The 23,416-nt window shown below is 66.8% G+C and carries 15 protein-coding genes; 5 read left to right on the forward strand and 10 right to left on the reverse strand.

Features of this window, described 5'->3' with window-relative positions; genetic code table 11:
• Positions 1 to 119 precede the first annotated feature (119 nt).
• From OV287_RS32735 to OV287_RS56255, 3 genes are all read right to left on the reverse strand, one after another.
• Entirely contained in the window at positions 120 to 476 is a 357-nt protein-coding gene (locus OV287_RS32735) for a hypothetical protein (RefSeq protein WP_267537969.1), read from the reverse strand.
• 101 nt (positions 477 to 577) lie between these two features.
• Positions 578 to 1,153 (reverse strand): hypothetical protein, encoded by a 576-nt coding sequence (locus OV287_RS32740; protein ID WP_267537970.1) that lies wholly within the window; start codon positions 1,151 to 1,153, stop codon positions 578 to 580.
• 118 nt (positions 1,154 to 1,271) lie between these two features.
• Entirely contained in the window at positions 1,272 to 3,206 is a 1,935-nt protein-coding gene (locus OV287_RS56255; protein ID WP_308809758.1) for a M20/M25/M40 family metallo-hydrolase, read from the reverse strand.
• A gap of 627 nt (positions 3,207 to 3,833) precedes the next feature.
• Between OV287_RS56255 and OV287_RS32755 the strand changes: the two genes are divergently transcribed.
• Positions 3,834 to 7,043 carry a sensor histidine kinase gene (locus tag OV287_RS32755; RefSeq protein WP_267537971.1) on the forward strand — a complete coding sequence of 1,070 codons (3,210 nt, stop codon included), beginning with the start codon at positions 3,834 to 3,836 and terminating at the stop codon, positions 7,041 to 7,043.
• Positions 7,044 to 7,286: 243 nt separating this feature from the next.
• Here OV287_RS32755 and OV287_RS32760 read toward each other — a convergent pair whose 3' ends face one another.
• The gene (locus OV287_RS32760; protein WP_267537972.1) at positions 7,287 to 9,026 is read right to left on the reverse strand and encodes a hypothetical protein; all 1,740 of its coding nucleotides are present in this window, start codon (positions 9,024 to 9,026) and stop codon (positions 7,287 to 7,289) included.
• Between the two features lie 457 nt (positions 9,027 to 9,483).
• Here OV287_RS32760 and OV287_RS32765 point away from each other — a divergent pair, with 457 nt between their 5' ends.
• On the forward strand, positions 9,484 to 11,316 hold the full coding sequence (locus OV287_RS32765; RefSeq protein WP_267537973.1) for a serine hydrolase domain-containing protein: 1,833 nt from the start codon (positions 9,484 to 9,486) through the stop codon (positions 11,314 to 11,316).
• Between the two features lie 87 nt (positions 11,317 to 11,403).
• On the opposite strand, the gene OV287_RS32770 is transcribed toward OV287_RS32765, so the two are convergent.
• Positions 11,404 to 12,261, reverse strand: a complete 858-nt coding sequence (locus OV287_RS32770; RefSeq protein WP_267537974.1) for a hypothetical protein — start codon at positions 12,259 to 12,261, stop codon at positions 11,404 to 11,406.
• A 572-nt stretch (positions 12,262 to 12,833) separates the two neighbouring features.
• Between OV287_RS32770 and OV287_RS32775 the strand changes: the two genes are divergently transcribed.
• The 3 genes from OV287_RS32775 to OV287_RS32790 all read left to right on the forward strand — a co-directional run bounded on the left by OV287_RS32775 (position 12,834) and on the right by OV287_RS32790 (position 16,469).
• On the forward strand, positions 12,834 to 13,838 hold the full coding sequence (locus OV287_RS32775) for a hypothetical protein (RefSeq protein WP_267537975.1): 1,005 nt from the start codon (positions 12,834 to 12,836) through the stop codon (positions 13,836 to 13,838).
• Positions 13,839 to 14,736: 898 nt separating this feature from the next.
• The gene (locus tag OV287_RS32785) at positions 14,737 to 15,237 is read left to right on the forward strand and encodes a hypothetical protein (RefSeq protein ID WP_267537977.1); all 501 of its coding nucleotides are present in this window, start codon (positions 14,737 to 14,739) and stop codon (positions 15,235 to 15,237) included.
• A 59-nt stretch (positions 15,238 to 15,296) separates the two neighbouring features.
• Complete coding sequence (locus tag OV287_RS32790; RefSeq protein ID WP_267537978.1) at positions 15,297 to 16,469, forward strand: hypothetical protein; 1,173 nt, start codon at positions 15,297 to 15,299, stop codon at positions 16,467 to 16,469.
• 3 nt (positions 16,470 to 16,472) lie between these two features.
• Here OV287_RS32790 and OV287_RS32795 read toward each other — a convergent pair whose 3' ends face one another.
• The 5 genes from OV287_RS32795 to OV287_RS32815 form a co-directional block, all read right to left on the reverse strand.
• Positions 16,473 to 19,106 carry a hypothetical protein gene (locus tag OV287_RS32795; RefSeq protein WP_267537979.1) on the reverse strand — a complete coding sequence of 878 codons (2,634 nt, stop codon included), beginning with the start codon at positions 19,104 to 19,106 and terminating at the stop codon, positions 16,473 to 16,475.
• 238 nt (positions 19,107 to 19,344) lie between these two features.
• Entirely contained in the window at positions 19,345 to 20,760 is a 1,416-nt protein-coding gene (locus OV287_RS32800; RefSeq protein ID WP_267537980.1) for a hypothetical protein, read from the reverse strand.
• Positions 20,761 to 20,857: 97 nt separating this feature from the next.
• Positions 20,858 to 21,640 (reverse strand): 3-oxoacyl-ACP reductase FabG, encoded by a 783-nt coding sequence (fabG, locus tag OV287_RS32805; protein ID WP_267537981.1) that lies wholly within the window; start codon positions 21,638 to 21,640, stop codon positions 20,858 to 20,860.
• Between the two features lie 257 nt (positions 21,641 to 21,897).
• The gene (locus OV287_RS32810; RefSeq protein ID WP_267537982.1) at positions 21,898 to 22,269 is read right to left on the reverse strand and encodes a hypothetical protein; all 372 of its coding nucleotides are present in this window, start codon (positions 22,267 to 22,269) and stop codon (positions 21,898 to 21,900) included.
• Positions 22,270 to 22,557: 288 nt separating this feature from the next.
• The gene (locus OV287_RS32815) at positions 22,558 to 23,328 is read right to left on the reverse strand and encodes a hypothetical protein (protein WP_267537983.1); all 771 of its coding nucleotides are present in this window, start codon (positions 23,326 to 23,328) and stop codon (positions 22,558 to 22,560) included.
• Between the last annotated feature and the right edge of the window lie 88 nt (positions 23,329 to 23,416).

The raw sequence follows: 23,416 nt of genomic DNA on the forward strand, positions 1-23,416 counted from the left end.
AGCGTTTCTCGACATGGAGCGGGCCGCGGAACGAGGGGGCCGCGGACCGTGGACGGAGGGTGAACACGGGGAAGAAGGGCCTGGCCTTCCTCCCCCGCGCTGGCGCGGGGGTTCGAGGCCTATGTGGCAGTCCTGCGCTGAAGGTTCTTCGCCGTGCCCGACTTCTCACGGCCGGGACGGATCCACGCCAGGTCCTCGGTGGAGTCGAGGGTCATTGCTGAGTCCCGCTCCGAGTCATTCTTGAATCCCCCCTTCGTCGGGAATCCCGCGTTATGACGGGGACTGTCGAACATGTGGAAGACAATGGCTGTGGCACCCTTGAGCTTGAGGTAGCTCTGAGCCATCGCATCGGCTCCCCGCGCATCGCCGATGACGAACGTGGCGCCCAGCGCAATGGCGCGATCGATTCTTGGAGCGTAGTGCTCCTGGAACTCTTGTTCCGACAGGTCGAGATGGCCGCTGATGAAGCAGATCATGATGGCTCACTATCATCAACGTGCCAGCGAACGCCGCGACCACCATGAGCGGAAATGTCGCTAGCGACTGGGTGCCCGCCAGCCTGGAGGAGCGACCGCCCTCAGGGCAGGTGCAGGTCGAAGCCGAGGCCGGCCTGGGCCGTCAGGGCGGCGCACCGGTAATCGTGGTTGGGGACGATGATGCAGTACTCGGCGCCCACGTCCACCAGCGCCACGAAGCTGGCGGGCAGCGCCCACCGCAGGCCCGCCACCGCACCCACTCCGTAGCTGGCCATGCCGGGCACGAGGATGGCCCGCAGGCCCAGATGGGGCCGGAGGGCGCCCTTGCCCAGCAGCAGCCCTCCCTGGAGGTGAAAGGTCGGGGAGAACCTTGGTGGAGAAAAACCCGGATCGCTGTTGAGCAGCGCGCGGGCACTCGCTTCCAGCCAACCCTGGTGGTAGGCGAGCCCGACCCCCACGGTCCACTGCGAGCCCAGGGCTTCGACGAGGCCGTGGACCTCGGGCCGTACCCAGGCCATGGTCGCGGGAGCCGCCGGGGGCAGGCGCCGCGGGGCTTCCTCTTGGAGCCTCCGCTCGCGCTCGGCCTCCCTCCGCGCATACTCCCGCTCGGTGTCCACCCGCTGGCGAATGGCCTCGGCGAGCGCCACCAGTTCGGGGAGGAACCGCACTTCATCCACCCGCTGTTCGGGGTGCTCCCGCGCCAGCGCGCGCCCATGACGCGGCCCGCCATGGAAAGACGCCCGGGGGCCATGGGGCTCCCGGGCGTCCGGACTTCAGGGCTGCTTCAGCGCGAGGCTAGTAGGTGCCCTTCATCGTCACGTTGGTGTACGCGCTGTAGCCGTACGAGCAGGCGTACCAGGTGCCAGCGCCCGGGTTGCTGATGGTGCAGCTCTCGGTGCTGCCGCTGAGATACGGACGGCAGTTGTAGGAGCTGGTGGTCGGAGCGGAGCCGAACTTCACGTACAGGTCCGCGTCACCCGTGGTGCCCGTCTTGCCCGTCTGGTTGAAAACCACGCTCGTCTTGCCCGCCGGCACGACCAGCGTATTGCAGGTCCACGCGCTCCTGGCGCCCGAGTACTGGGCCGACTCCACCCCGTTGGTCAGCGTGCCACCGCCGCCGCCACCGCCACCGGTGCTGTACGCGCCCTTGAGCGACATGCCCGAGGCGGCCGAGTAGCCGTTGAGCTTCACGTAGTACGTGCCAGCGCTCGGGGTGGCGAAGGTGCAGGTCTCCACGTTGCCGGACTTGTACGGACGGCAGTCATAGGAGGAGCTGGTCGGCTCGGCGCCGAACTTCACGTGCATGTCGGCGTCACCCGTGCCGCCGCTCAGGTCGAACGTCAGGTTGCTGGCGCCCGAGGGCACTTCCAGGGTGTAGGCGCAGCTCCACTCGCCCGTGGCCACGGAGATGCCGGACACCGTCACGCCGTTGGAGAGCGTCACCGGCGTGCAGGTCGGGGGCGGAGTGCCATCGTCCACCGGCGGCGGGGTGTTGCCGGTGGTGGCGCCCTTGGCCAGCTCGCCCAGGAAGGACACCGCCAGCTTGGAGAACTTCACCGAGTTGGCCGCCGTGCCGCCCATGAAGGTCAGCGTGTCGCCCGTGGTGTGGATCTGCGGGTTGGACGTGCTCATCGTCGCCTCGAAGGGCATCGACGCGGCGAAGCCCCTGGAGTGCCACGAGGCGTGGTCCGAGCAGCCGTAGCCGCACGAGATGTTGGTGTACGTCAGCCCCGGCTGGTACGTGGAGATGAGGCTGGTGACGAAGGAGTTCTGCGCCGCGTTGGTGTTGTCCGTCACCATCGCGAAGTCGTAGCTGGAGCCCTTGTAGTTCGTCATGTCCAGCTGCAGCACGCCCACCACGTTCACCCCGTTGGTCACGTGCCAGGCGGCGATGTCGGCCGAGCCCTTGAGGCCCACCTCCTCGGCGGCATAGGCCATGAACTTCACCGTGCGCGCCGGCTGGTAGCCATTGGCCATGGCCACCCGGAAGGCCTCGGTGAGCGAGGCCACGCCCGAGGCGTCGTCATCCGCGCCCGGCGCCGCGGCGGTGGAGCCGCTCTGGTTGATGGAGTCCAGGTGACCGCCAATCACCACCACCTCGTTGGGGTGCGTGGTGCCGGTGATGGTGGCGATGACGGACGGCTGCGGCGAGACGGAGCTCGCATGCGTGAAGAACGCGACCTGCACGTCGCTGCGCCCGTTGGCGATGGTGGTCCACTCGTTCTTCAGCCACGTGGCCGCGTCGGTGCCCGACTGCTGGTTGTAGCGGCGCGACGTCCAGTTGGTGGACAGCGAGTTGATGGTGTTGCGGATGTTGAGCTCCTCCACCTGAGCCAGCATCACGTTCACCGACGCGCTGTTGTTGAGCGAGTAGCCCACCAGCGACGCCAGGGACTGCGAAGCGCTGGTGCTGGTGCCCTCGGCGGCCGCGCGAGCCTCCGCCTCGGTGTCATGGGCGAGGAAGCCCGCGCACCGGTTGAGCTTGTCGTGCATCGCCTCGGACAGCGTCTCCAGCCGCGACTCGGGCACGCGCAGCACCGCCACGCCCCCCTTCTCCATCGCCGGCTTGGGCAGCGTCAGGCCCTTCTCCTTGAAGGAGGCGCGCACCGGCTCCAGCGCGTCCGTCCCGATGGTGATCCACACCTCCTTCTGCTTCGGGGGGGCCTCCGCGAATGCGGGGGCGGCACACGCGAGCCAGGCGACAACCGGTCCGAACTTCCTCATTCCCATACGCTTCTCCTCGACGCGGGTACTTCTTCGTGAAAGCTCCACTCGAACGAAGACGCCCGGGGCCATGCGGCGCCCGGGCGTCCGGACTTCAGGGCTGCTTCAGCGCGAGGCAGGGAGGGGCTCTCCACCCTCACGTGGGGATACGCGCTGTAGACGTACGCTCAGGCGCACCAGGGCAGCCGGTCCTGCATTCAGCAGGAAGCATGCCACTCCATAAAGGCGTGGAATTCCACTCAGGTGCTGTTTGCTGGGCGCGCGGAGTGGAGCATGGACCTTCCACGTGCCCGGGGCATTCTGTATTGAAGCGTGACAGAACCGGGACCAAGGGCGCCAAATGACGGGAGATTCCGTGCTGGCGCCCCCTGTCCGCGTTTCAATCACTTCCGGAGGAGCAGAGGTCCTCTTCGACCCCGCCTGTCCTCCAGGCTCGCGCGGTGGAACGCGGAGGCCTTCTAGCAAACTCTTGAAGTCCAGACAATCCGGGCACCTGGCCTGGAGAATGCCTGCAATACATTGCCATCCCACTCACGGCGGGAGAAATCATGAGAGCCCAATACACTTCTGGCGTGGGTTCGCCCCAACTGTGCGCCCGGTCGGTGGAGAGGTAGCGTAGGCCCACCGTCCCTCATGCCCCCTGCCCTCCGCGGATTCTGGAACGAGTCCCGCCCCGCCCCTGACGGGCTCCGGGTCCGAGTGAGCGTGCTGGCCACTCGGGTGCTGCTGGGCCTCCTGCTGGCAGCCGCCGGGAGTGCCTGGGCCCTGGAGCCGGGCAAGGCGTTGACCCAGTTCCCTTCCCGCACCTGGCAGACGGAGGACGGGCTGCCGCAGAACAGCATCCTGTCCCTCGTCCAGACGGCGGACGGCTACCTCTGGGGCGGCACCTATGAGGGGCTGGTGCGCTTCGACGGCGTGCGCTTCACCGTCTTCGACCCGGAGAACACGCCGGCCCTCCCGGATCGCTTCATCTGGGGCCTCGCCCGCGGCCAGGACGGGACGCTGTGGATCGGCACGGGCTCGGGGCTCGCCGGCATGCGGGAGGGCACCTTCTTCCGCGTCACCCCACCCCAGGGCATCACCCTGCGCAACCTGCGCCACCTGCTGCCCGCCCGGGATGGGAGCCTGTGGATCACCACGGCCGGTCACGGGCTGCTGCGTCTCTTCCAGGGACACTTCCAGGTGTGGAAGGCCGGAGACGGGCTCGGCAGCGATCACGTGGATGCGCTCGCCGAGGACACGGCCGGGAATCTCTGGGTGGCCTCGCAGGGCGGCCTGCTGCGATGGGACGGCGCCACTTTCCAGAAGGGGCCCGCCTTCGCGGACACGGCTTCCCGGGTGCTGTCGCTCGCGCTGGACCGGGACGGCGCCCTCTGGGCCGGCACCCTGAATGGACTCGTGTACCGGCTGCGGGACGGGATGATGCACCCGGTGCCCGAGGCGAGCCTGCCGGGCACCCCCATCGGGGTCCTGCTCGTGGACCGGCCGGGCACGCTCTGGGTAGGGAGCACGGACCGCGGGCTGTTGCGCCTGACCCACGGCCAGCGCTCCGTCCTGGAAACCCCCTCTGGGCTGGAAGGTGACGCGGTCCACGCCCTGCTGGAGGACGCCGAGGGCAACCTCTGGGTGGGGACGGAGTCGCGGGGACTGCACCGCCTCAAGGATGGGCTCTTCTCCCCGTACGGCCGCCCCGAGGGGGTGGTGCACGACATGATGGCCGCCCTTCACGAGTCCCGCGACGGCAGCCTCTGGTTCGCCACCCTGGGCGGTGGCATCACCCGCCTGAAGGAGGGGGAGCTGACGCACTGGACGACGCGCGAAGGGCTCCCCAGCAACCGGGTCCTCTCCATCGCCGAGGCGCGGGACGGCGGCCTCTGGCTCGGCACCCAGCGAGGCGTGAGCCGCTGGCAGGCGGGGACGATCACCCGCTCACTCGGAGAGGCCGAGGGACTGCACGGGGGCGTGCGCACCGTCCACGAGGATGAGCAAGGCACCCTCTGGGCCGGAACCCATCTGGGGCTCGCCCGATGGAATGGGAAACGCTTCGAGCTGCTCTCGCCACGGGACGGGGGGCCCGGCGCCTCCATCACCGTGCTGCACCCGCGGGCCGCGGGAGGTTTCTGGGTGGGGACCGGCAACGGCGGCCTGGGCTACGTACAGGCGAGCCGCCTCGTTCCCCTGGCGTCCGGGGAGAAACCGCTCGCCGGCTCCATCCTGACGATCCACGAGGAGGCTGACGGCACGCTCTGGATCGGCTCCACCGCGGGCCTCTTCCGATGGAAGGCGGGGCGCCTCACGCGCTTCACCCGGGCCGAGGGGCTCTTCGACGACATGATCCTCCAGGCCATGCCCGATGGGCGCGGCAGCCTGTGGGTGGGCTGCAACAAGGGCATCTTCCGCGTCTCCCTGGAGGAGCTGGAAGCGGTGGCCGAGGGCCGGCTCGCACGGGTCCGCTCGCGACTGTTTGGGACGGACGACGGGATGCGCTCCCCGGAGTGCAACTCCGTGGGGTGGCCGTCCGGGCTGCGCACCCGGGATGGGCGGCTGTGGTTCGCCACCATCCGCGGCGCCGTCGCCTACGAGCCGGAGCACGAGGTAGCGCCTGTGGCCTCGCCGCCACCGGTGCTGCTCGAGGAGGTCCGGGTGGATGGGCGGACCGTGCCCGCCTCCCAGTGGGGTCACATCCCTCCCGGCGCGGAGCGAGTGGAGCTCCACTACACGTCCCCGAGCCTGGGAGCGCCGCAGCGCCTGCGCTTCCGCTACCAACTCGAGGGCCTCGACAAGGACTGGGTGGAGGCCGGGCCGGAGCAGCGCAAGGCCGACTACACCCACCTGCCGCCGGGGGAGTACCGGTTCCGAGTCATGGCGCTCTCGGTGGAGGACGGCCAGACGACACCTGTCGCGGAGCTGAGGCTCCAGCAGCAGCCCCGCTTCCACGAGACGCTCCTCTTCCGGGCGGCCTGCGCGCTGGCGGGGGCGCTTGTCATCGCCGGTGGGGTGTGGCTGCGCCTGCGCGGACACCGCCTGCGCGAGCGCCAGCTCCAGGCGCGTGTCGAGGAGCGCACCACCGAGCTGAGCGCCCGCCTCCAGGAGCTCCAGGACACCCGGGAGCGGCTCGTCCAGGCGGAGAAGATGGCCGCGGTGGGGACGCTCGCCTCGGGCGTCGGGCATGAGATCAACAACCCGCTCGCCTTCATCATCTCCAACCTCAACTACGTGACGGGGGAGCTGCGAGAGCTCACGAAGCGAGAGGAGGAGTCCGAGCGCTGGCAGGAGGTGGAGCAGGCGCTCTCCGAGGCGAAGGTGGGCGCGGAGCGGGTGCGCCGCATCGTGGCGGACCTGCGGACCTTGGCCCGCGCCCAGCGGGAGCCCTCGAAGGAGGTGGACCTCCATGCGCTGCTCGACGTGTCCCTGGCGACGGCGGACGGGCAGCTCCGCCCCCGGGCCCGGGTGGTGAAGGAGTATGGGACGCCGCCGACGGTGCTCGGTGACGAGACGCGGCTGGGCCAGGTCTTCCTCCACCTGCTCGTCAACGCCGCCCAGGCCATCCCCGAGGGAGGCTCGGACCAGAACGAGGTGCGTGTCACCACGCGCCGGGACGAGCGGGGGCACGCCGTCATCGAGGTGAGCGACACGGGGGTGGGAATTCCCGCCGAGGTGCTGCCGCACATCTTCGAGCCCTTCTTCACCACGAAACCCGTGGGCGAGGGGACCGGGCTCGGCCTGTCCATCTGCCACACCCACCTGAAGGCCATGGGCGGCGACATCCAGGTGCGGAGCGAGCCGGGACGCGGCACCACCTTCGCGGTCACCCTCCCCCCTTGCGCCTGGGAGTATCGGTAGGGAGGAAGGCCTTCCATGAGGAGGCCGCTGCACATTGGGATCCGAACCGACCGGGTGCTGCCATCTGTTGAGCGAGCTCGAAGCTCCCAGGCCTTCAACGCAGTCACCCGGACGGGGCGGTTCGTGGTTTCTCGAACAGGTACCTGCCCTGGCCAAGGCACCGCGACCTTCGCACGCCTGCGCGCGTTCCCCCCAGGCGGGCCTCTGGCTCCGTCCAGCAGGCCACCCCCTGTGTCAGGGGCCTCAGTCCCAGAAGTCCTTCGGATCCAAGCCCTGATCCCGCAGCGTCTTCCTCCAGCGCTTCTGCCCACTGATGCCCATCTTGCTGAGGGGGACCGGGGGCCTCTTCTCAGACGAGGGCCCGACGGAACCGGAAACACTCGGAGTCGTCAGGACGGACGGGAGGGGGGGAGGCGGCAGACGCGATTCTAGGACGATCGTGGGCGACGGCGTCACGATGGGTGTGCTGACCAGCGGCTTCGGCAGCACTTCCTCTTTCTTGGGGAGCACCGGATCCGGCAGCAGCTCGTTCAGCTTCCCCATGATGGCTTCGACATCCCCGACGGCGAATCCCCCCGTGGCCTCGGAGCCCTTCTTCGCGACGCGCACGTCGTACCACTTTCCCACCAGGCGGCGGATTTCCGCCGAAGTCTTGGGGTAGTAGTACGCGAAATCTCTCCAGTACTCGCATCCCGCCTCGTCGACTTGCTCCCAAGGGTAGCCCTGGCTCACGAGGTAGAGATCGAAGAACTTGTTGAACGTGGTGCCTCGCACCCGGTGATACTCGGTCTTGGCTTTGGCCAGCCGGTCCCGGTTGGTGCCCGCGGTCTCCTTCGTGGCCGCGTCGAGGAGCTTGGCGATCGCGCTGGGATCGCTCAGTCCTAGTGCAGACTTGATCGCCTGGCCGGTCCGGGTCGGCAACTGGGACAGCGCCAACCGCTGGAACGAGGGCGGGGGAGGAGGTAGCCGCAGGCCTGATCTACCGACTTCTTCATCACCGACTTCTTCATCCTTGTCCATGGGGCGGCCGAGCAGCCGCAACGGCCCCACCCACTTCTTCATGCGATCCTGTTGAGGGTTGTCCGTCTCCTCCATGTAGACGGTGGGGATGCCGATGAGCGCCGGGCCTTCCAGGCCCCCGCTGCGCATGCCGAGGTTCACCATCTGGGCATTGCGGCCGTACAGGAACGCGAAGAGGGTGAGCTGTCCACGCCGACCCCACGCCTCGTTCCAGCCCGGAGCCTTCCAGAACTCCATCAGGTCGACGCAGTGGTCCTTGAGCAACTTGTTCTTCGGCTGGGACAGATCCAGGCGATCGCCCGTCAGCGCGATGGTCCACTCCGGCAGGCCCACCTCCCTGCGCTTGGCGTTCGCCTCGACGATGCGCTGGACGATCTGACGCACCCCCTGGACGCTGGTGTCCAGCTCCAGGTGCGCGGTGGCCTTGGGCTTGCGCTTGTTGATGCGGACCCAGAGCAAGACCCGGGGCCTGTAGGGATCCAGCAGCTTCTTCCGTGCGGGATCGTTCTCGAGAAAGATCTTGATGTTCCCCTGGATGTCGTCCCGGGTGAAGTGATCGACGATGCGTTCCCAGGTGAAGACCTTGGAGACGATGTCCGTGGCCATGCCGATGCGGAGCAGCTCCACGGTGTCGCTGCTCTTCAGGGCCTTGAACAGCCCCCGGATACCGGTGGCACCGGACTGGTTCAGCCTGCCGAACTCTCCCGTGATGCCCTTGAGGTACGTCTGAGGGTTGGGGACCAGGCCAACCGTGACGCGCGCGGCGCACTGCGCATCCCCCAGGATCTCTTTGTAGAACGCCATGAGCCGATCGGATTGATCGTCCATGACGTCCAGGTAGTCCTGATCCGTGCCCTTCAAGATGAGCACACAGACCGCGGGGTCGAGGAGCATGGAGGCAGCGACGCCGAACATGTCGCCGCTCATGTATCCGCCCTGCATGATGACTTTGTACTTGGGCATGCCCCCTTGGATTTCGCACGGTTCCGGGCGCTTGTCGCGATAACGGCCAGGGGGCAGGGACCACCGTCTCAGCAAGATCGAAATCCGCGAGCATAGACAGATGGGGGCGCTGTTGAGGGTGAGGGCTGGAGCAGAGGGGCCAAGGAGGGCCGCTGACGGGTGCCGCAGGGGGGCTGTGGGCCCGGCCTGTGGAGAGCGGCAGGGAGTTGTTGGTCGTGGCTACGCCAGGCTCAACACCACGCCTGCTGGGGTGGCCCCTGCGCCGGTGCCCGTTTGGCAGCGCAGGGGAGCAGGGGGCTTGGGCCTGTTGGCTGTGGCGGCTCGGGCCTCAATACCCCTCACGCAATGGGTTTGGGGGCGCTGCGTAGAGAGCACGGAGCCGAACGTGCGCTCGGGCAATGGGCCACTCTGGCGTCCGGAACCTGGCAACGTGGCCGCAGCTCTCCCAGGAGAATGTATGAAGCGCGTCGCCCCCCACTGTGTCGTCGCATTGCTAGTGCCCACGCTCGTGCTCGCGGCGAGCCCCACCGGGGGGAGTGCACCGACGACACCGGCCGAGCTGCGCCAGACCCTGACCGAGCTGATGCGCGAAGAGCACGTTCCAGGTGCGAGCTATGCCGTGTTCGACCGCAACGGCACCGTACTCAGCGAGAGCCTCGGGCTGGCCGACCACGACACCCGGGCCCCGGTCAGCGAAGGAACGTTGTTTCGCCTCGGGTCGATCACGAAGACGGTGACGGCGATCGCCATCCTGCAGCTCGTCGAGCAGGGCCACTTCAGCCTGCAGACGCCGGTCTCGGACCTGCTGCCGGCCGCGCCCATCGACAATGAATTTCACGCCAGCGACCCGGTCCGCGTGGTTCATCTCCTGACCCACACGGCGGGCTTCGACGATACGCATGCCAAGGCCTTCTTCAGCCCCGTGGAGCGCCGCGGGCACCACCTGGAGAGCAGCATCGCCAATCCCGAGCCGCTGGTGGTGCGCTGGCGCCCCGGGACGTTCGAGAGCTACAGCAACCCGGGGTATGTGCTGCTCGGCGCAATCCTGGAAGCCCACTACCGGCAGCCGTGGGACGAGATCGTCTCCAGCAAGGTCTTGAAGCCGCTGGGAATCGAGCAGACGGCTGCCCTGACCACGGAGGCGGCGAAGCGGGACCATGCCGAGGGCCACACCGGCAGCGACATGCGCCGGACCGCCATGCCCTTCGAGCAGACGCAGGCCGACGGAGCCCTGTGGTGCAACGCGAAGGACCTGGCCAGGCTCGGCCGTTTCCTGCTCACCGATGGCACGTCCGCACCCGGCGTGCTGCAGCCCGAGACCGTCCGCGCAATGAGGCGGGCCCAGGGGACACTCGGCGTGGGCGCGCAACTGGCCTACGGCCCGGGGCTGGGCCTTCACCCCCGGATCGTGAACGGCGGACTGTGGCTGGGCCATACCGGTGGTGTGCTGGGCGCGAAAGCGAGCCTGCACTTTCACGCCGAGCAAGGCATGGGCTACGTGCTGTTGGTCAACAGCGAGAACACGCTGCGCAAGCTCGAGACACCGCTCGCTGCCTACATCTCCGGGCAGACGCAGTGGAAGGCGCCCACTGCCGCGGCCCGCCCGATCCAGAGCGATGTCGATGGGTGGTATCGCGTCGTCAACCCGCGCATCTCGCTGCTCAGCCTTCCCACCTACCTGTTCAGCGTCGGGCATGTACAGGCGCAGGGGGACCAGCTGAAGATCTCGCCCTTCGTGACAGGCATGGGCTACGAGGCGAGCCTGAAGCATCACGGCAACGGACTGCTCGCCGATACGGACTACGGAGACGTCGTCAACGGTGTCGTGCTCCGCGATGAGGGCGGGGCCCCCAGCGGCCTCGAGCTGGGCGGCGACAGCTTGCGGCGCACGTCCATGGCGGCGGCGGTGTTTCCTCAACTGAGCGTGATGCTGGCGCTGCCGCTCTTGCTGAGCACGCCCTTCGGACGGCGCAACGCCCTGCGCAACCGCTGGGTGCGCCGCCTTCCCAGCCTGGCCTTGCTGGTGTTGGTGCTCGGCATCGTCTGCGCGACGAATCTCGAGTTCCGCCTGCTGGGCCAGATGAACTGGCAGACCGTGGGAGTCTGGGCCGCGACCGTCCTCTTCCCGGCGCTGGCCCTGGCTGGTGTCGCCGTCAGTGTCCGCACCTGGCGCCAGGAAACCGGGAGGGTGGCCAGGTGGCGCTGCCTGCTGGGGTCCGCGTCCGCGCTGGTCCTCAGCCTCTGGCTCGGGGCCTTTCACCTGATACCCTTCGCGCTGTGGCGGTGGTAGCGGCGACCTCGCCTTCACCCGGCGGTTCTGGCGCCCGCCAGGCGCGGAACCGCTGGCGCTGGCGGCGGGATGTCGGCGACGAGCTGCTCAGCGTCCCTGCGAACCACTGCGTTTCGGGCGCAAGATCGCCACCTCTCCGTCGAACGCCCCTTCTCCCAGGCGCGAGCGGTGGAGCGCCTCGGGCCCCGCATGCAAGACGAGATCATCCGCGTCCAGGAGCCCGTTCGCGTTCTCGTCCGAGTAGAAGACCCCCACGTGCTGGAACTGCCTCGCGCGCGGGTACCGCACGGCGAGCAGATCGCCCGGCCGGACGCTCTCGCCAATGGGTAGAGCGCGCTCCGGTACGCCCTGACGGAGCTGGACCGTGACCGCCCTGGGGAACTCCTCCACCAGCGCGGCGACGTTGAAGTCGCGCTCGAGCGGCTGGCCCATCCAGCGGGCGCGCGCGGCCATGAGCACGTCCGCGCAGTCCACGCCGATGTAGTGGTAGCTCTGGTGCGGAACGGAGCCGAACAGGCCCGGGACATTGAAGAACGAAGTGACGTAGCCCAGGTACCCCTCCCCCTCGCGGATGGAGACTCGGAACACCTTGGGCGAAAGCCCTCGGTAATCGCTCTGTTCGAGCCCCGGAGAGCGCGAGGTAGCGCCGCCCTCCTCCACCTCGGCCTGGAACCAGAAGGTGCCCACGTCTTCCACGTAGTGGGGCGCCTTGGCCGGATGCGGCTCCAGCTCCTCGCCACGGAGGACTCTCCCGGAAGCGTCGAGCGGGCTGATCTCCCAGCGGCCGCGCAAGCTCCGGAGCTCCTCACGGAGGTATGGAATCTTCCCCCACCCTGCCCACGCGTACGGGGAAGGCTCCCAGGGATGGTTGGCGTTCTTGTAGTAGCGCGAGAGGTCCGCGTAGATGCGGTACCAGCGAATCGTGGCGTTTGGGCGGGGAGCCACACGCAGGGCTATCGCCTCTCCCTTGTGTGGCGAGATGGACGCCCCGCGCATCCACCGCCCGGAGCCAACGCGGGCCTCGATCGAAAGGTCTCCAGCCCAGGACGAGAGGGCGGCCAGCAGGCTCGCCGAGAAGATCAGCGCTCGTGAGAACACGGGCCGAAGGGTAACACCCGCAGACCATATTGGGTGGGTCGACCGTGTCGTCTCAGTCAAAGACTTCTCAAATACTCGCGTTCTGGAAGTCATCTTTCCCCGCTCCGCCTCCCTAAAAATCCTGTTGATTCCCATACACATCCATGAGAACCATATTTCCGCGATAAGCAGAAAGTTACTGCCTTGTCGAAAAGCAGGACATCACCGTTTTATCGGAGATTGGAAATAATCCAATGACATACCGACGCGTCGATGTTGCTTCTTCCCGTGGATGGCGGTGGGGCGTGGTTCTCCTGACGGCGATGGTCGGGTGCGCTCAAGAAACGGAAGCGCCGACTCCCACCGAACAAGAGTCCGTTCGCGCCCTCGAGCAGCGCTCGCTGCACCTGTCGCCGCCCGCTGGGTGCACGGAGATCACCATGGGCGAGCTTAAAACTGGCATCGAGCTGACGCCCGTGCAGTACGGGCCGCAGCCGCTGTATCGCGGAGAGTTCGGGAGCTTCGGAGACCCCGCGTTCGCAGACACCGCGTATATCCGGTTGGACGTGAACACTGCCCCGGGGCTCTATGACCTGGCCACCGGCGGCACCAACCTGTTCGCGTGCGAGCAGTGCGTTTATGGCTACCAGGATGTCACGAGTCCGACGCAAAAGACCTTCGTGGCCGAGTCGGGCTCGCTCCTGCTCGCGCTCAAGGTCTCCCCGCAACAGACCGCCGGTGCGCTCGCCAACGTGACCCTGCGCGAGTCGGTCGCCGCTGCGCCGCTCTCCGCCCCTTACAAAGGCACCGCACCGGTGGCGGGCGGTGAGTGCCGGTGGATCCGGTTCGCGACCTGGGACACCACCCGCCCCGGTGGTTGCGATCCGCGCGAAGGCTCGCTGACCTCGAACCTGCCGGGCCACACCTGCGTCGCCGAGGACGCCGCGGCCACGGATGGCACGCTCGAGAAGTCGCTCGGCACCAAGACGCAAGGCGAGGCGTGCACGCAGACACCGGCCAGCGAGAACCAGCTCGCGTCGACGGACTGCGCCCCTGGCTACGCCTGTACCAGCGCCTATACCGAGGCGCGGCAGTGTCTCGCCACGTGCGATTTCATGGCCGCGGACCCGGGCTGCCCCACCGGCACCGTGTGCGGCGTCTATGGCTTGTGCATCCAGCAGTCCGTCATGGAGCCCATCGGCTACCTCTTCGACCCCGCCCTCATCGGCGAGTCCTGCACCGCCGGCTTTGCCGAGTTCTGCGGCGTCGAGGGTGCGCGAGGCGTCTGCGCGGACCTGACGGGCGCGGGCCATGGCACCTGCTATCGCTATGCGCGCGCTCGCTCGGAGTGCGGCGCAGGCGAGGAGCTCGGCTTTGTCTCCTACCCGCTCACTGGCGGCGGGTTCGATCGCACCTACGGGTGGTGCTATCCCGACGGCCTGTAAGTTGCCCATCACCTGCCCGAGTGCGAGCTGGCTCGGGCAGGTGACACGGGTTCTCCCTACTTCGACCCTGCGCAATGAGTTCTAGCGGGTCACCGGGCGCGGTGGGGTTTCTTCCCGAAAGACCAGCAGCCCATCCATGACCGTTGCCCAGGGGGCCGTCATCCACGAGTAGTACAAGGGACGGGCCACCCTGGGCCCGAGGTCACGAAGCTGCCCCCCATCCAGATACCGGGTGTCAGCGGTGTGGCTCGAGAACGCCCAGCCCTCCAGGGAGTCAATCGGTGCGGGCGCGATGGCATGTGTGCGAGCAGTGCTGCCGGTGGAATAGCTCCCGGAGAGCGCGGAAAAGCCAAGCACGAATGACTGCGCCCCGAACTTCTCATGGACATAGGACCCGAAGGGAATCCTATGTCGTTCGTCTGTATCCAGGCTCTTGAGGTCTTTCGCTGCATGAATGGTGGCAAGCCAGACAATGGCCTTTCTGGGCCTGGGCGACTGGGATGATGAAGGCATCGTATTGGCACTCCTCCACGAGCCTGCGGGTCAATTCGACCTTGAAGGTGATGGTCCTGCCATTTCCGTGATTGGCTCCCTCGCCAAGCAGCGCGAGCCGCTTGTCGCAAAGGTCACGAACGAGCCGGTCGGCGTCAGATACCCCCACGGTCCCCTGCGCAGCCGCGCCTCTGGAGGGCGCGGCACAGCTCGAAAGCAAAGGTAACAGGAGCAGGAGGTATCTCATTCGCATGTTTTCCAACTCCTCAAACTTCAAAACGAGTGCGTAGAGCGCCGTCAGGTCGTCGATGTGGACGTTCCACCTGCCCTGATTCCTCCCCCAAATAGGGGAGGACGGCCTCGCGGGGACAAATTATACACTTGAGAGAAGAAAAGCAGGAACTCCATGCTACGTAGTGCACTGCGCCCGTTTTCTGTGGTCGCCGGGTTGTCTTTCTCGTTGGCGCTCCCCGCGCTGGCGGCGGCCCCATCGGCCAACATCGGGAGCCTCGAATGCGAAGGCATTCGTGAGTTGCAATCCCTGGTCAAGGAGCAGCAGTCCATCCTGGCGCAGAACAATGCCTACGCGGTCAATCTGACGGATTTGATCGCAGCGGGATACATGCCCGCGGCGTGCCCGGATGGCTCGCGAGTGAGCGTGTCAGGGCCCAACTTCGTGGGGGGTTGTCACTTCACTTATGGGCTGGTGTCCGTGGTGAACAATCCACAAACGGGTGACTTCGCGTTCGAAGCCGTGGCCCTGGGTGTCGCGGGGACGCCGTCCGCGGGACTCGAATTGTATATCACCCGGATCGTAAGCCGTTACCACGACTTCACCGAAGCCTATATGTACCGCAAGGGAGTGTTCAGCGAGGTGGATTTGAATACGTGCTCGCAGGCCGAGTAGTCTCGCGCCCGCCACCACCTGACTCGCGCAGCGCATCGCTGTGCAGAGGGCCTTCCGTCATGAGCGTCCGGTCCACCAAGCCGCAGCCCCCCCCAGCGGCGTTTCCACGACCGGGCACCACACCGGGACCCACGGTTCGAGGCCCTCAGCAACAATCCCCCAAGAAGGAGCCCGCCAAGGCGGAATCCGGAAAGTCCTCCCCGCAGACAGGTGGCGCTGCGGGGAAGGCTGGGGCCAAGGGCGCGCCCACCGGCGGCACGCAAGGCCAGGAAGGGCTGGCCGCGGGTCGCTTCGCTGGCCTGCAGGACAAGCATGAGCAGCAGGGCCGCCCCGGGTTCGAGCGCCTCCAAGGGGGAGGCGCTCACGCCCCGCCTTACGGCCAGGAGCGTCCCGCCCAGCAGGCACCGGCCCCCGTTGCGCCGGAGCTCACCCAGCAGCGGAAGACGACGGAGCGCGAGAGTACGCCCTCGGAGCGTCCGGCCACGGAAGGCCGCGCAAAGCTGCGGGGTGTGGTGATGGAGCGGCTCCTGAACGAGATGAAGGACACTCACGAGCGACTGACCCACTTCGCGAAGAACCCAGGCCGGCTCGGGGTCGTCAGCCTGAGCACGACGCTCGCGGAGAGCGCGTTCACCCACATACTGTGGAAGGAGCCGAGCACCATTCCCGCGCGCCGGGTGACCCTGCTCAACATCCTGGGCCTTCCTCAATCCACGAGCGACGCGACGATGGCGCGCGAGCTGATGGGAGAGGTCCACCAGGCCTTCATGGACTTCCAGGCCAGCAAGCTGGGAATCGAGGCCTGGCAGAGGTACGACGAGGTGCTCCAGCGCTACGAGTCCATGGGAGTGCAGCCAGTGGTGCCCGGGCACGACACCGGCCCCATGCTGGCCGAGCTCCAGCGGCTGAATATCCCCCAGGAGCTGGACTTCACCCGCTCCATCCTGATGCACCCGCTGCTGCTGGGGGTGGCGCTCTCTCCGGATGAGGGTGATGCCGAATTTGTCATGGTGGCCGGACTGAGCGTGGCGGAGCTCGGCACGCTCGTCGCTCACATGCGCCGGCTCAATCCCCGGCTCACCAACAAGCTCGTGCGCCAACTGCTGTACCTGGCGACCTCGGACAAGAAGCGAGGCGTCCGCAAGAAGCTGGGAGATCCCGACCTGAAGGATGTGCAGGAGCTGGCCAGGCAGCTCCTGCGACTCCAGGTCACCCATCAGCTCTTCGTCTGAGCCTCAGTTGTTCGTATTGGCGAAGGCGTTGAGCCAGGCTTCCTCCTCCGCCTGCTGCTGCTCCGCCTGCTGCTGAGCCACCTGCTCGGGCGTAGGCGCCTGCGAGGGAGTGAAGCCCTCGTCATCGATCTTCAGCTCGCCGATCTGGTGCTGATCGTCGGTAGCCAGATCGATGATGCTCTTGATGACGAAGCCCCCGACGCCGATGGCCGCGCCGAGGACAGGCGCACCCAGGAGGGCTGCGCCGATGGCTCCGGCGCCCGCCACGATGTCCACACCACCCTTGGCGACCTGGCCCGTGAGGCCCATCTCGTTGCCCTTGGTGATGTTGGTGGCACCCTCCCAGATTCCGGCGAGCCCACCCACCACGGCGCCGGCGGCGCCGAGCTGCTCGAACGCCTTCAACCCGTTCAGCGACTTCACCGCCGCGCTCCCCGCAGCGGTCATCTCCATGGTCGAGCCCACGAGCTGGGTGCCCGCCAGCGCCTGGGCGGCCTTGTCCTTGTCCTTGATGGCCTGGTTCAGCGAGATGCCCGCGCCCGCGATGCCCGCGGCGCCCACGAGCCCCTCGAACATCTTGGTGGCACCCTTGGCGGCATCGAGGGTGTTGTTGAGATTGTTCCCCAGCGCGGCCTGCGCATTGGCGTACTTGTCGGCCAGCCCCGAAACGACCATGCCGCTCTCGGCCACGGCCTTCGAGGTCGCCGCGGCCGTCGACGCCAGCGTCTCCTCCTCCTCGCTCTGGAACTGAGAGGGGTCGGTGATGTCACGCGTCTCGCCTTGAGCGTTCTTGAAGGTGAGCCGGTCGCCGTTCTCGTTCACATCGTGGATGGCGGTGCCCGCTGCGCCGGCCACCTCGCTATGGATGCTGAGGTCCTTCGTCCCCTGCGCGGTCTGCAGGGAGACGTGATCCAGCTTCGAGGTGGTCTGGTTGTTGTCCTTGTCCCAGTACTTGCTGTTGGTGGACTCCGTGTACCTGGTGCCGTCCGCCGTGGCCTCGGCGGTGCGGTTGTAGTGGTGCTCCTGGCGCGAGCCGTCCCGGTCCACGCGGGTGACGTCCAGCTGGTCGAGCTTGCCATCGGTGCCGTACTTGCTGGTGGACTGGCCGCTCACGTCGACCAGGTCCTTGCCGTCGGGCGAGAAGGCCTTCCCGCCGTACGTCTCCGTCACCGTGTTGCCCTCGCGGTGGCGCAGGGTGCTGATCGAGGCGTTGGGCGCACCTTCGACGAAGGTCTGCGAGGCGTAGGTGTTCTCGTCCTTCTTCATCTCCACCAGCCAGCGCTTGGGCGGCTGCTTGTTCTCGCCGACGTTGTTGTCGCCGTCGAACTGCTGCTCCCAGCCGCTGTCCTTGTGCGCCTGGCGCAAGGCGGCGAGGTCCGCGCGGTTGTGCAGCTGGTTGCCGATCGCCTTGTCGTACTCGGCGTACGTCCCCTCTGGGGTGAAGCCAGGCTCCACGTAGACGGGGGTGTTGGTGCTGCTCTCGTTGTGCATCTCCTTGTCCACGATGGACGTGGCCTGGGTGTCGCCCTGGGAGAAGCGCTCGATCTTCTGGTACTGGGGGGTCGCCTGCTGGCCGTCCTTGGGCGCCTCGATGGAGTAGGTGCGCGTCGTGGCCCGGTCCACGGCTTGGTCGCCCTTGAAGGCCCCCTGCAGATGGCTGTCGATGTAGTCCAGGCCCTGCTGCGAGGCGTAGGTCGTCTCGCTGCCCTTCACCACGCCATTGGCCTGCGCGTACTCCTCGACGGTGAGCTGGCCCTGCCCCGCGGCCACCCAGTTGCCGTTCGCATCCTTCTCGCCCACGCGGTTGTCGGTGAGGGCATACTTCGTGTCGCGTGACGTCTCGATGTCATCGAGGGACGGCTGGGTGTCCATCTCGCTCTGCTGGCTCGCCCACTGCGCGTTGCGCACGCGCGTGCCGCCATCCGCGAGGACCTCGGTCCGGGTGCGGGTGTTGACCCCGTCCTTGTAGCCCTGGGACTCGAGGCTCACCGCGCCGTCGGCCCCGCGGGTGGCCCGGGTGCGCTCGAGGATGTTGCCCTGCGCATCCTTGCGCACCAGCTCCGCTTCGTTGTCGCTGATCTTGGTGACCGAGGCGCCGTCCTGCAGCTGCGCCGTGCCATTGATGAGATCGCTGGCCTGCTTGCTGGTCTCGTTCTTCAACGCACTCTGCGTCTCCGCGACGTTGGTGCGATCCTCCGCCACCGTCTGGACGTTCACGTCCTCCACGGCGCGCTCCTCACCGGACATCGTCTGGGTGGCAGGAGTGTTGCTCGCGGCGTTGACCTGGGTAGTCGCGTTGGCCGTGCCGATGTCCACGAGGGACCCGACCTTGGGGAGCACGTCCACCTCGGGGGTGCCGTTGGGCGTCGCCGCAAGGCTCACCGCGCCGCGCTTCGCCGTGCCCTCGACCGAAAAGGTGTCCTTGAGCAGGTCCTTCTGGAGTTGAGTCTGCTGGGTGGGAAGCGTCGCGGTCGTTGCCGTCTCCGCCGTCTTCTTGATCCCATCGGCGAGCGCCGTGGACTCGGGATTCTTGGCGCCTTCGGCTTGCTTCTGCCCGGTGTTCGATGGATTGACCTCCTTCTTCGGCGGGGGAGGAGGCTGCGGAGGCGGGCGAGGGGGAAGAGAGCGAATGGCCATGTGAGTCTTTGAGCTCCACGAAGAGAGGGGGGAGGAGGGAGGCGTGTTCCGTCTCCAGCGGGAAGAAAACCCCCCGAGCTCAAGAAGATATCCCCTGAAAGAGGGAGCAATTGCTCACCATTGCCCCTCCAGCCGCTGCGGATTGCCCACCACCTCCAGGCCCTCGGGGCAATGACTCACGCAGGTCACCACGAGCCACAAAGCAAAGACGGCGGATGGTCTTTGGGGTGAATTTCATTCAGGGAGAAAACACCCCCAGCACCGTCTCGTTGAACCACTCGTCGAGCGGCGTGTGGGTGAGAGGGCCATCACTCGTGCCGCCGAACTGAATCGTCCCATCGGGGCGGAACGCCAGGTGGGTGACTTCGACGTGCCGGGGCCCCGTCAGCGTCAGGAGGCCGAGCTGATCCCCGTTCTCATCCGTCTTCAGCAGCAGGCCCTTGCCGGGCTCGATCCAGCTGTTCGTGTCCGCCTGGACGAAGTCCGTGGTGCCCGCGAAGTAGCAATGGCCATGGGCATCGATGCGGAAGTCGTGGAGCCAATCCTCCCGAGAGATGTCGAGCGTCCGGTGAAGCGAGAGCGCACCGTCCTCCATGCGTCCGCGCATCAGCACGAGATCCCACTCGGTGGTGTCATTGGGGCGGTCGGACTTCAGGATGTTCTCCATCGCGCCCAGGACCACCTCCCCCCGGTGGGCGGCGAGGCCCGCGAGCTCCACCTCGTCCCCCTCCCGCCCGAAGGTCTGCGCGAGCTGGAACTGCCCGTCCTGCCCGAAGCGCAGGACGACGATGTCACGGAGGCCCCCGCTCCAGTGCAGCGCGCGCCCGAAGTGGAGACGGTAGGCCTGCGCCTGGCTCGCGAGCATGCTCCAGGCCACGAGGATGTTCCCCTGCTCGTCCTGTGCGAGCTGCTCCTGGTCCGAGTGGAGGAGCCCATTCCAGTAGTTGGCGGGCATGACCTGGGAGCTCCAGCGCGTCTGGAGCTCGGCATCCAACCGGTACAGCTTCACCCCATGGCTCATCGCCATGAAGACGGCCTCCTCACCGAGAACGACCGCGCGCAGGCGTGCGTGCTTGGGAGTGGGCCACACATCTCGCGGGTCCGTGTCCGTCGAGATGGAGAGGATCTCCCGCTGGTCGAGGTCGTAGTAGAGCCGCTCCTCCGGGCGGCCCTCGTCTTCGAAGAGGCGCTCCCGCGTGACGGCTCCTTCGGGGGAGAGACGGCGCAGCCGGAGGCGAATGGTGCGCGCATCGGTGGCCTTCACGAACTCGAAGAGTGTCACCTCGCCGCTGGGATGCAGCGCGAATCTCCAGGGGAGTACCCCCTCTTCGCGTGCCAGGACGAGCGCTCTCCTGCCATCCGCCTCGTACACCTCGAGCGTCGTGACGGCGTCCTGGCTGGAGGAGCCGTTTGCCTTCTCGCTCCGAAGCAGCCAGATGCGGCCCTTCGGGTCCGCCTCCAGTTGCAGGACGTCTCCACTGAAGGCCTCTCCGACAGGCCGGACCTGGACCGCCCCGGGCCAGCCCTCCCGCTGCGTCAGTGGCACCTCATCCGGCGCAGGTCTCAGCGCACGCTCCATCTCCACTTCGGGAGTCGTGCAGCCCACCAGAACGCCGAAAAGCACTGCCCCCCAACTGCTGTGCATCCGCTGCATCACGGTCTTCCTGTTTCTAACCTGGACGTTCCGGTCTCGGCCCCCGGGCGTCGGAATGAGTAGGCGTGTCGCGCTCGTGCTCGCCCCTGGCGAGGTCTTACATCTGATTCAAAGCGTCCGGCGATTCGGGGAGGACCTGACCGCCATCCACGATGAGCGTCTGGCCGGTGATGTAGCCGGCCTCGCGGCTGGCGAAGAACAGGGCGGCATGGCCGATATCCTCGACCTGGCCCAGTGTGCCGAGCGGCACCGCCGCCGCCATGCCCTTCATGTAGTCCGGGCCCAGCGCCTCGAGGCCCTCGGTCACGATGTTGCCAGGCAATACGGCATTGACCGTGATGCGGTATTTCGCGAGCTCCATGGAGGCGGTGCGCATGAAGCCCAGCTGCCCGGCCTTGGTGGCACCATAATGGGTCCAGCCGGGAAAGCCGGTCACCGGGCCCGTGATCGAAGAGGTGATGACGATGCGTCCCTGGCCGGATTTCTTCAGATAGGGGATGCAGGCCTTCACCGAGAGGAATGTGCCCTTGAGGTTGGTCGCCATCACCTCGTCCCAGGTTTCAGGTGACATGTCCTCCATCTTCACCTGCGGAAAGATGCCGGCATTGGCGCACAGCACGTCGATTCCGCCATGACGCTCGGCCGCCGTCTGGGCCATCTTCTCCATGTCCTCGAGCCGGGTCACGTCGGCGGAAAAGCCGCTGGCGGTGGCACCGGCCGCGGCGAGTTCCCGCGCCGTCGTCTCAGCCGCCTGTAAATCTCGCGCGACCACCAGCACCTTGGCGCCGTGCCGTGCGAAGACCCGGGCGATCCCCTTGCCAATGCCCTTGCTGGCGCCAGTAACGATGACCGATTTCCCCTTGAGCGACTCCGCCAACATGATGCGCTTCCTCCGGTTCCCGAGCTTCGGGTTCTTGCGTTCCGGGTGGGAGTATAGGGCGCGTGGGGCGGAGTCCTGCTGGTACACGCGCGGGCCTCGTGCGTATTTCTCTGTAGGAGCATTGCCGGAAACGACGAAGGCCAGGACAGGGCCGCAGCGCCCTCCCCTGGCCTCGGTTCATCCTGTCGGGGCGGCGCTACGGAGCGGAGGACACGGGCTGAGGAGGCGAACCGAGCGCGTCCAGGAAGAAGGCCACGTCATCCATGAAGTTCTTGTTGCCCACCCCCAGGCCGGTGGGCCAGTTGTAGTCGGTGTAGTTCCTTGTCGAACCAGCTCATCGCGGCGACCAGCGCCGGATCCGAGCAGCCCGTGTTGACGGCGAGTCCGGCCGAGCCCTCTCCTCCGAGGTCCCCGGGCCCGGGGTTGAGGGGCGCGGGGTAGTAACCGGGCGTGAAGGCCTCGGGCAGGTACTGCGGGTAGTCCTGCATGGACTCGTTGTTGTCCAGCAGGAAGATGACACCGGGGGGCACGGCCTGCGCCTGGCCCGGCTGGGGCAACAACCCCGAAACCCCGGCTGCCACCAGTCCCACGGTCAATCCCAGTCTTCGTCTCCTCCATCCATTTCGCATGTCGCGGTCTCCAGAAGTCAAACCCACACCACCACGGCCTCGAGGCCCGCTCCCCTGCCTGGGGATGAGCGCTCGTCCGGCGTGGATACAGCTACTCACTGACATCCCCCGCCCGGCAAGTGTTCCCCGATAGGACTTCCGGTACGCCGCCTACACCAAAGCAGAGAGCGAATGGGAGGCCTGTTGGCGGTGTCGGCGCCCGAGGTGCCGTTGATGACGACCTGCGGCTCAGTGGAGAATGGCCGCAGTTGCGCGCCTGGAGCTGTTTCGAGCGACGGCGCAAGCCATTCAGGAGACGCTGATATTGAAGGAGAGGACGTGGGTGGATTTCTTCTTGCTGGCGTCCAGGACGTAATCGCTCAGGAACGTGTCGTCCTTCTTCAGTGTCTTGGATTTCCCCTGACGGTTGAGAATGGTCCGGAACTTGCTGAGGTATTCCTGGCTGAAGGTCAGGAACTCCGGGTTGTCCTCGACGATGTACCCTACCCCGTTGAGCCCACTGAGGGTCAATTTGCCGCGCCAGGGAATGGTATTGAGCCGCTTACGCACGAGAACGCCGATCCATGCGAGGAGGCTCACCCGCCGCTCCCCATTGAGACCTTTCAAGTACCTCTCGATGAAGAAGTTGGAAGGAAGGTCCGCAGCTTCCCGCCGGGAGCCACCATCCTCGCGTTCGTGGGTATCGATGTTGCTGGCAACCTCACAGCAGCAGAACATGAAGTCCGTGATCTTCGCGTACTTGACCATGTTCGCGACCACGATGGAGATTTCGTCAGCCGTGTAGCCACCCACACGGCGCTGCGCGAGCGGCCTGCAGACATAATTCTTCGCGCCCCACATCGTGGCATGCTCGAAGAAGCGGGAATGCCCCGTGAAGATGAGCTGCGTATGGGACACGTAGCTGTTCAGCTTGTCCGCCTGTGCGGGCAGGTTGGCGAGATCGACGAGCGTGACCGTGTCGCCCTTGTTCTTCAAGAACTTCTCTATCGAATTGGCCATCTGCGCCATCTCGCCGTCATCGTCATCCTTGCTGCACATCACAATCAGGACCTTGGCCACGTTCCCTCTCCTGGGGATGGAAGATCCGTGCGTACTAGCATGAGAAGAGGGAACTCACCTACTGCGAGGTGGCCGCCATGCTCATGCA

This window comes from Archangium lansingense, from assembly GCF_026626635.1.
In the GTDB taxonomy this organism is placed as follows: Bacteria; Myxococcota; Myxococcia; order Myxococcales; family Myxococcaceae; genus Archangium; species Archangium lansingense.